This window comes from Streptomyces sp. NPDC050534, assembly GCF_044457745.1.
GTDB lineage: Bacteria > Actinomycetota > Actinomycetes > Streptomycetales > Streptomycetaceae > Streptomyces.
Map to the genome: position 1 here is coordinate 1 of NZ_JBITHF010000034.1, position 2,372 is coordinate 2,372.

2 protein-coding genes are annotated in these 2,372 nt (G+C 66.4%); both read left to right on the plus strand.

Annotation, left to right across the window (positions count from 1 at the left end; translation table 11 throughout):
- The first annotated feature begins 126 nt into the window (after nucleotides 1-126).
- Entirely contained in the window at nucleotides 127-1,545 is a 1,419-nt protein-coding gene (istA, locus tag ACIBN2_RS46710; RefSeq protein ID WP_399143897.1) for an IS21 family transposase, read from the plus strand.
- Nucleotides 1,542-2,315, plus strand: a complete 774-nt coding sequence (gene istB / locus ACIBN2_RS46715) for an IS21-like element helper ATPase IstB (protein WP_399143898.1) — start codon at nucleotides 1,542-1,544, stop codon at nucleotides 2,313-2,315. The genes istA and istB overlap by 4 nt, the downstream gene beginning before the upstream one ends.
- Nucleotides 2,316-2,372 lie beyond the last annotated feature (57 nt).

Here is a 2,372-nt window from a genome sequence, read left to right on the forward strand (position 1 = left end):
TTGTCGGCGTACAAGTGATCGTGCGCCACCTCGTACGGAGGAATGTGCACCGTTTCCAGTGCGGTGATGAGGTGGAAACCGTGAGTCTGCTGCTGTCGGTTCGGGGTGGCAGGGAGGCGGCTGACGGTGGTCCTGGATCCGCATCGCTGGCTGGAGTTGAGGCGGTTTCGGCCGCTGTATGAGTCCGGTGCGATGAGCCTGCGGGAGATCGCCAAGGAGACGGGACTGAACCGCCGGACGGTCAGCAAGTACTTGCAGGATCCGGCTTCGGTTGCGCCGCCGAAGCGGGAAGGCGCCGGCCGGCGGCATCGGCGGGTGGTCGACGAGGTCGCGCCGCTGATCGACGCGATGCTCAGGTCCGAGGTCCTGCTCAAGGCATCGGTAGTCCATGAGCGTCTGGTCCAGGACTACGCGGTCACCATCAACTACCAGCGGGTGAAGCTCTATCTGCAGGAAGCCCGGCCACGGATCGCGGAAGAACTGGGGATTGCTCCGGGCGAGTTGGCGGGCATGCATCGGCGGTTCGAGGTCGTTCCGGGGGCTCAGGCCCAGGTGGACTGGGGCAACGAGGGCAAAGTCCTCGCTCACGTGGGCGTCTTGAAGGTCTACTCGTTTCACATGACGCTGTCGTACTCGCGCGACCCGTTCTGCTGCTTCACCACCAGCCAGGACCTGGCGACGTTCTTCGACTGCCACCGCCGCGCGTTCGCGCACTTCGGCGGGGTGCCGATGAGTGTCGTCTACGACCGCACCAAAACGGTTGTGCGCCGGCACGTCGCTCCGGGCCAAGCAGTTCCACTGCATCCGGAGGCCGTTGCTTTCGCCGGGCACTACGACTTCGATATCGATGTGCTGGCCGCCTACCGGCCGCAGGGCAAAGGCCGGGTCGAGCGCCAGGTCGGCATCGTTCGGGATCATGTCCTCGCGGGGCGGGCCTTCTCCTCGATCGAGGAGATGAACGCCGCCTTCGCTGCCTGGGTTCCGTTGCGGCGGGCGAAGGTCCATGGCACCCACGGCGAGATCATCGGACAGCGGGCGGCACGTGATCACATGGCCCTGCGCCCGCTGCCGCAGGCTCCGTATGTGGTCACGCAGCGGCATCTGCGACACGTCGGCAAGGACTGCCTGATCGCCTTCGACGCGAACCTCTACTCGGTGCCCGCCCGCAAGGTCCGTCCCCGTCAGCTGATCGAGGTCCGTGCCACGAAGTCCCTGGTCACGCTTCATTCAACGGTTGCCGATGCGAGCGGCCAGACGTTGCTGGCCGTCCATCCGAGGGCAGTTGGCCGAGGCGCCCGCATCGTGGATGAGGCGCACTGGGACGGTCTGCCCACCGGCGCCGGCCGCCGCGTCACCGCAGGAGACGACCTGCCCTCACCGCGCGGCGGCCGGTCTGGGCAGGCGGCGAGCGGGCCGCTGCAGGCTCTGCTGAACCGGTCCGCGGCCGCCAGCGTCGAGGTCGGCCGTCGTCCTTTGTCGGTCTATGACGAACTGACCGGCACCCGCCCCTTCACCACCAACGCACCGACGAAGGAAGCCCGTTGAGCGGGCTGACCAGCAACCGCATCCGTGCCACCGCCGTCAAACTCGGCCTGCCGCACCTGGCCGAAGCCCTCAATCAGTACATCCAGCGGGCCGACGAGGCCAAGATGGGCTATCTCGATCTACTCGACCTGGTGCTGGCCGAGGAGCTCGCGGTCCGTGACGACCGCCGGTTCCGCAACGGACTGCGGCTGTCGAAGCTGCCACACCACAAAACGCTCGAGGACTACGACTTCTCCTTCCAGCCCGAGCTCGACCCCCGCAAGGTCAAAGACCTGGCCACCCTGGCCTTCCTCGAGGACAAGGCCAACGTCGCCCTGCTCGGGCCTCCTCCAGGAGTGGGCAAGACGCATATTGCTGTCGCCCTCGCGGTCGCGGCCTGCCGGGCCGGCTACTCGATCTACTTCACCAGCCTGGACGACATGGTCCGCCAGCTCAGGGCCGCCGAGGGCCAGGGTCGGCTGATGAGCAAGCTCACCGGCTACCTGCGACCCGCCGTTCTCGTGGTCGACGAGGTGGGCTATCAGCCGTTGGAGCGGGCCGAGGCGAACCTGGTCTTCCAGGTCATCTCCAAGCGTTACGAGAAGGGCTCCATCATCCTGACCTCGAACAAGACCTTCAGCGAATGGGGCCAGGTCTTCGGCGACGAGGTCCTTGCCACGGCGATCCTCGACCGTCTCCTGCACCACTGCGAGGTCGTCCCGATCAACGGCAACAGTTACCGGCTCAAGAACCGCCTCCAGGCCATCGAGCGGGACACCGACGTGGCCTGAGCAGTGGTGCACAGAACTTCGTACTCGGTGGTGCACTCAGACGAGTACGCGGACAGC